This window comes from Rhizobacter sp. P2_H3 (genome assembly GCF_056403355.1).
Map to the genome: position 1 here is coordinate 1 of NZ_JBFUFQ010000274.1, position 6,801 is coordinate 6,801.

A 6,801-nucleotide genomic window follows, 5' to 3' on the forward strand; every position below is an offset into this window, starting at 1 on the left:
CCCCTGCGCCGGCCCCTGCTCCCGCGCCGGCCCCTGCACCCGCACCGGCACCGGCACCCGCGCCCGCGCCCGCACCGTCGAGCGACATCGCCAAGCACGCGCTGGTCGGCTACTGGCACAACTTCACCAACCCGGCCGGCAACACCTACCCGCTGAGCCAGATCCCGGACGCGTGGGACGTGATCGTCGTCGCGTTCGCCGACAACGCCGGTGGCGGCAACGTCAGCTTCACGGTCGACTCCAATGCCGGCAGCGATGCGCAGTTCATCGCCGACGTGCGTGCGCTGAAGGCCAAGGGCAAGAAGGTGGTGCTGTCGCTGGGTGGCCAGAACGGCTCGGTCAGCGTCGGCTCGCAGGCCGAGGCCACGAACTTCACGAACAGCCTGTACGCGATCATCCAGAAGTACGGCTTCGACGGCATCGACCTCGACCTGGAGAACGGCGTGGCGCAAGGCGCGCCGATCCAGCAGTACCTGGTCAGCTCGGTGAAGGCGCTGAAGGCCAAGGTCGGCTCGAAGTTCTACCTGTCGATGGCGCCGGAGTGGCCGTACGTGCAAGGCGGCTTCGTCTCGTACGGCAGCATCTGGGGCGCCTACCTGCCGATCATCAACGGGCTGCGCGACGACCTGTCGATCATCCATGTGCAGTACTACAACAACGGCGGGCTGTACTCGCCGTACCAGGCCAACCCGTACCCGGAAGGCTCGGTCGACATGCTGGTGGCGGGCAGCAAGATGCTGATCGAAGGCTTCGGCCTGTCGAACGGCTCGGCGGGCACCTTCGCCGGGCTGCGGCCGGACCAGGTCGCGTTCGGCGTGCCGTCGGGCCCGCGCTCGGCGAACTCCGGCTTCGTCACCGCGTCGACCGTGAACAACGCGGTGGACTGCATGGTGAAGCTGACCGGTTGCGGCTCGCTGCGCCCGAACCAGGCCTACCCGACCTTCCGCGGCGTGATGACCTGGTCGATCAACTGGGACCGCTTCGACGGCTACAACTTCTCGGCGCCGGTCGGTGCCCACCTGAAGACGCTGCCTTGATTGCTGTGTGATACCCGAGCGGCGGGACGCCCATCCGGCGCCTGCTGCTCGGGGATTCACTCCGTGGCCCTACCATCCGGGCGCATGCGTTCACCGACCCTTGGCGCCTGCGCCTGTTTCGTTTTCTCCCTTCCCCTGCACGCTGCATTCGCGCAGTCCGACCCGGCCGCCAGCCTGGCCGAATGCGCGCAGATCGGCGCCCCGGCCGATCGCCTCGCGTGCTACGACAGGCTGGCCGGCCGCGCGGTCGAGGCGCCGGCACCCACCGGCCGCGAGGGCGAGAGCGAGTCGAAGCTGGCCCCGAAGGCGCAGCTGCTGCCGCCGGCGATCCGGCCGACGGGTGGCGGCAGCGGCAGCCTGGTCTCGCGCTACTGGGAGCTCGACCCCGAGGACAAGCGCGGCATCTTCAACTTCGTCGGCTACAAGCCCAACTACGTGCTGCCGCTGCACCAGACGAGCCGCATCAACCGCGAGCCTCGATCGCCCACGCAGGCGGCCGTGCCGCTGCCGGACTACAAGAACACCGAGGCCAAGTTCCAGCTGTCGCTGCGCACCAAGGTGCTGCAGGATGTCGGCTTCGAGGGCGGTGACCTGTGGCTCGCCTTCACGCAGCAGGCGCTGTGGCAGATCTGGAACGGCAAGGATTCGAAGCCGTTCCGCAACAGCGACTACGAACCGGAGGCGATCTATGTGGTGCCGGTTCCCGAGGCCTGGCGCGGGCTGCCGTTCGGCTGGCAGTGGCGCTACGCGCAGCTGGGGATCGCGCACCAGTCGAACGGCCAGTCCGATCCGCTGTCGCGCAGCTGGAACCGCGCGTCGCTCGGGGCCGGCTTCGAGCGCGACAACTGGTCGTTGAGCACGCGCCTGGTCCAGCGCTTCAACGAGAAGCTGGAGACCGACAACAACCCCGACCTGATCGACTACCGCGGCCGCAGCGAGACGCAGCTGAACTGGGCGAGCGGCTTGTCGACCGCTTCGCTGCTGTACCGCAACACGCTGCAGGGCGTGAAGTACGGTGCGCTGCAGCTCGAGTGGACCTACCCGGTGCTGCGCGACCAGCCGAACGGCCTGCGCTGGTACCTGCAAGCCTTCCGCGGCTACGGCGAGACGCTGACGGATTACAACTTCCGGCAGACGAGCTTCGGGGTGGGGGTGACGTTCCTGCAGTTCTGACGACGATGCGGCGCGTACTCTTCCTCTGCAGCCAGAACCGTCTGCGCAGCCCGACGGCGGAGCAGGTGTTCGCGTCGTGGCCCGAGGTGGAATGCACTTCGGCCGGGCTCGACAGCTCGGCGCTGACGCCGCTGGACAGCGAGACGGTGCAGTGGGCGCAGGTGATCTTCGTGATGGAGCGTTCCCACCGTAACAAGCTGTCCCGCAAGTTCAAGCCGTGGCTGAGCGGCAAGCGGGTGATCGTGCTGGGGATTCCCGACGAATACGCCTTCATGGAGCCGGCGCTCGTCGAGCTGCTGAAGGAGAAAGTGGGACCGTACCTGCGGGTGCGGTGAAACGGGAAACTGGGGGAGGAGAGCGTCAGCCCTTGGCGGCTGCGCGCTTGGCACGCTGCAAGGGCGTGTGCTCGGGAATGCGGGTTGTCTTGCGGTCTTGCGCGTAGTGCCAGCCCGGCAGGGCCTTGGCCACCTGCGCCGCCTTGGTGGGGGGCGCCTCGACGAGCATCGAGCCGGCGGCACCGCCGACGACGATGCCGCCCAAGGCACGCACCGACTTCTTCGCCGCCGTGAGCGCCTTGGCGTCCACGTCGCTGGAGTTGAAGAAGACGAAGCGTGCCATGGCCTCGATTATCGCGCCAAGCCCTTGCCTTGCATACGGGCGGGGAATCCGAGGTCCTGGGCATGCGCCGTGGCCAATCTCACGATGGCCGCCGAACGCCGGGCGTCGCGCGGCATCGCCAGCACGGCGCTGCCGGCCAGCCGGCGCGCCAGCACGCCGGTGGCGATCGGCGTGGCCATCGAGGTGCCCGACATCACGCCCCAGCGGTTGCCGAACAGCGTCGACACGATGGCCACGCCCGGCGCGGTGAGCGCGAGCTTGCGGCCGCGGTTGGAGAACTGCGCGAAGAACGGCACGTGGTGGCCGATCGGCTTGCCGCGCGGCTCGCCCAGCGTCCACTCCAAGTAGGCACCGGCCGGCCAGGCGTTCTCCAGGCCGATCGTCGAGACCGCGATCACCTTCGGGTAGCGGGCCGGATAGTCCACTTCGTCGGCGCCGTCGTTGCCGGCCGCGGCCAGGCAGACGCAGCCGCGCGCCCACGCGAACTCGACCGCGTCGCGCACCGCCTCGTCCGCGAGGCTGTCGCCCAGGCTCAGGTTGACCAGGTCGCAGCCGTCGACGGCGGCCTGCTTGATGGCCGCCTGGATCGCGAAGGTCGACGCGAATGGGTCGCCGGCCTCGAACACGCGGTAGGCATGCAGCGACACGGCGCTGGCCTCGCCGCGCCGCCAGCCGCTGGCCGTCGCCGCGATCACGCCGGCCACGTGGCTGCCGTGGCCATCGGCGTCGCGCAGCAGGCGCGTTGCCTCCTTCGCGGTGGTGTTGCGCCCGCCGGCGAGCTTCAGGTGGTCGTGCGGCCCGATGCCGGTGTCGACCACGCCGATCGAGACGCCCTTGCCGGCGCCGGCCGCCGGCTTGCCGTAGACCAGGCCGCGCGCATCCGCCGTCTTCAGCGACAGGGCCGGCACGGCGATCTCCAGGCCGCCGCGCAGCAGTTCCACATTCGACAGCCGCACCGGCCAGCCGCCGTGCAGCGGCGCCACCTCGATGGCATCCAGGCGCTTCGTGCCGCGGCTGAGGCGGAAGCTGACGCGCCCGCGCCGGTCGGTCATCGCCTCCAGGCCGGTGCCTTTTTCTTCATCGAGCAGGATCGTCACCAGCGCCTGCGCGAGCCGCGTGCGGGCCGCGTCGTCCACGACGACCGTGACGGTCCAGGCCTGGTCTCGGCCGGCCGCGATGCGCGGCGCCTTCAGGTGTTCGCTGAGCTTGTGCCACGGCCGGGCAGGGCGCTCCAGGCGGTACCACTGCTCCTCGGCCAGCGTGGCGCCATCGGGTGCGCTCGCGCGCACGTCGTCGATGCTGCGGCGGCCGATGTCGAGCAGCACCGCACCGTCGGCGGGCGAGCTGGTGACGAGCCTCAGCGTCGACGGGGTCATCCGCGGGGCAGCAGGGCGTTTCTCGGCGGCCGCGGCCTGCAGCCTGCGCAGCGTGGCCGCGGGGGCCGGGGCGTTCCTGCCGGCACGCGCCGGCGGAATGACGATGAGGCGGCGCGGTCGCCGGGTCGGATCCATTGTTGTTGTCTCTCCCTGGGAGCGGCAACGCCGGTCGACCTCCGTGTCGGCCGGTCGTGCTGCCCGTTCCCAAGTGTCGCGCAACAGGTCCTAGGCCGCCTTCTGCTCCCCACCCGCCCGCCACTGCGCCATCAGCGCCGACCACTTCGGCATCGCGGCCGCCAGGTGCCGCTCCTTCACATGCCCGTAGCCGCGGATGTCTTCCGGAATGCGCGCGATCTGCAGCGCGAGCGGCAGCGTCTGCGCGTTCAGCCCGCGCAGCACCTCGTCGAGGGCCTCGCGGTACTGGCCGATCAGTGCGCGCTCGGTCTTGCGCTCCTCGGTGCGGCCGAACGGGTCGAACGCGGTGCCGCGCAGCCCCTTGAACTTCGCGAGCACGCGGAACGCGGTCTGCATCCACGGGCCGAAGCGCTGCTTCACCAGCTCGCCCTTGTCGTTCTTCTTCGCGAGGGCCGGCGGCGCCAGGTGGTAGTTCAGCGTGTAGTCGCCCTCGAACTGCGCCGCCACCTTGTCGAGGAAGGCCTTGTCGGTGTGCAGCCGCGCGACCTCGTACTCGTCCTTGTAGGCCATCAGCTTGAACAGGTAGCGCGCGACCTGCTCGGTCAGCTTGTGGCCACCCAGCGGCGCCTCGGCGGCCCGCACCTTCTCGACGAAGGCCCGGTACTGCGCCGCGTACGACGCATCCTGGTAGCCGGTCAGGAACTCGACGCGCTTGGCGATCACGTCGTCGATGTTCACGCTCTTGCGCACGAACTCGATCACCTGCGCCGCCTTGAACAGCGCCTTCACCGCCGCCAGGTCATGCGCGGCGCGGCGGCCCCATTCGAAGGCCGACTTGTTGTTGTCGACCTGCACGCCGTTCAGCTCGATCGCGCGCATCAGCGCGGCATGGCCGAGCGGCACGCGGCCCTTCTGCCAGGCATAGCCGAGCATCAGCGGGTTGGTGTACAGCGAATCGCCGACCAGCTGCACCGCGAGCTCCTCGGCATCGAGCATGCCCACGTTCGCCGGGCCGGCCGCCGCGACGATCGCGCCCTCGCAGCTCGCGCCGGGGAACTGCCAGTCCGGGTTGGTCACGAAGGCCGCCGTCGGCGAGCCGTGCGTGTTCAGCGCGACGAAGCTGCGGCCCTCGCGCAGCGTCGCCAACGTGCTCTTGTTCGCACCGACGATCGGGTCGCAGGCGATCACGAGGTCGGCCTCCGCGGTGCCGACCTTGGTGGTGTGGATCGCCTCCATGCGGTTCGCGATCTGGATGTGGCTCCAGGTGCTGCCGCCCTTCTGCGCGAGGCCGGCCGAATCCTGCGTGACGATGCCCTTGCCCTCCAGGTGCGCGGCCATGCCGAGCAGCTGGCCGATCGTGATCACGCCGGTGCCGCCGACGCCGGCGACGACGATGCCCCAGGCCGTCTCGGCCACCGGCAGCACCGGCTCGGGCACCGCGATCGCCGACGGCTGCGGCCGCTCCTGCTTCGCCTTCTTCGCGCTCTTCAGCTGCCCGCCCTCGACGGTGATGAAGCTCGGGCAGAAGCCCTTCACGCAGGAGTAGTCCTTGTTGCAGGTGTTCTGGTTGATGCGGCGCTTGCGGCCGAACTCGGTCTCGACCGGCTCGACGCTCAGGCAGTTGCTCTGCACCGAGCAATCGCCGCAGCCTTCGCACACCAACTCGTTGATCACGACCCGCTTGGCCGGCTCGACCATCGTGCCGCGCTTGCGGCGGCGGCGCTTCTCGGTCGCGCAGGTCTGGTCGTAGATGATGGCCGTCGTGCCCTTCAGCTCGCGGTACTCGCGCTGGATGCGGTCGAGCTCGTCGCGGTGGAACACCTGCACGCCCTCGGCGAGCGCGACACCGTCGTACTTCTCGGGCTCGTCGGTCACGATGCACAGCGCGGCCACGCCTTCGGCCTTCAGGCTGTTCATGATCTGCAGCACCGAGTGGCCCTCGGGCCGCTCGCCGACGCGCTGCCCGCCGGTCATCGCGACCGCGTCGTTGTAGAGCAGCTTGTAGGTGATGTTCACGCCGGCCGCGATGCTCTGGCGGATCGCCAGGCTGCCGCTGTGGAAGTAGGTGCCGTCGCCCAGGTTCGCGAAGATGTGCTCGTCGGTCGTGAACGGCGCCTGGCCGATCCAGGGCACGCCTTCGCCGCCCATCTGCGTGAAGGTGCTGGTGCTGCGGTCCATCCACACCACCATGTAGTGGCAGCCGATGCCGGCCACCGCGCGCGAGCCCTCCGGCACCTTGGTGCTGGTGTTGTGCGGGCAGCCGCTGCAGAAGAACGGCAGCCGGTCGCCGCCCTCGCTCTTCACCTCGGCCAGGCTGCGCTCCTTGGCGTCGATCAGCGCGAGCCGCGCATCGATGCGCGCGGCGGTGTCGGCATCGACGCCGAGCTTCTTCAACCGCTTGCCGATCGCCTTCGCGATGATGGCCGGCGTCAGGTCGGCCTGCGCGCGCAGCAGCCAGTTGC

Annotated in this window: 6 protein-coding genes; 3 read left to right on the top strand and 3 right to left on the bottom strand. The window is 69.7% G+C overall.

Features of this window, described 5'->3' with window-relative positions; genetic code table 11:
* The 3 genes from AC1D1T_RS28440 to AC1D1T_RS28450 form a co-directional block, all read left to right on the top strand.
* On the top strand, positions 1 to 1,037 hold a 1,037-nt coding region (locus AC1D1T_RS28440), incomplete at its 5' end, for a chitinase (protein WP_477992949.1).
* An 84-nt stretch (positions 1,038 to 1,121) separates the two neighbouring features.
* Entirely contained in the window at positions 1,122 to 2,210 is a 1,089-nt protein-coding gene (locus AC1D1T_RS28445; protein ID WP_477826064.1) for a phospholipase A, read from the top strand.
* A 5-nt stretch (positions 2,211 to 2,215) separates the two neighbouring features.
* Positions 2,216 to 2,545, top strand: a complete 330-nt coding sequence (locus AC1D1T_RS28450) for a low molecular weight protein tyrosine phosphatase family protein (protein WP_477826065.1) — start codon at positions 2,216 to 2,218, stop codon at positions 2,543 to 2,545.
* A 25-nt stretch (positions 2,546 to 2,570) separates the two neighbouring features.
* Here AC1D1T_RS28450 and AC1D1T_RS28455 read toward each other — a convergent pair whose 3' ends face one another.
* The 3 genes from AC1D1T_RS28455 to AC1D1T_RS28465 form a co-directional block, all read right to left on the bottom strand.
* Positions 2,571 to 2,828 carry a hypothetical protein gene (locus tag AC1D1T_RS28455; protein WP_477826066.1) on the bottom strand — a complete coding sequence of 86 codons (258 nt, stop codon included), beginning with the start codon at positions 2,826 to 2,828 and terminating at the stop codon, positions 2,571 to 2,573.
* A gap of 8 nt (positions 2,829 to 2,836) precedes the next feature.
* Positions 2,837 to 4,339 (bottom strand): S8 family serine peptidase, encoded by a 1,503-nt coding sequence (locus AC1D1T_RS28460; protein ID WP_477826067.1) that lies wholly within the window; start codon positions 4,337 to 4,339, stop codon positions 2,837 to 2,839.
* A gap of 90 nt (positions 4,340 to 4,429) precedes the next feature.
* Positions 4,430 to 6,801: indolepyruvate ferredoxin oxidoreductase family protein (locus tag AC1D1T_RS28465; protein WP_477992950.1), on the bottom strand; the 2,372-nt coding region annotated here is incomplete at its 5' end.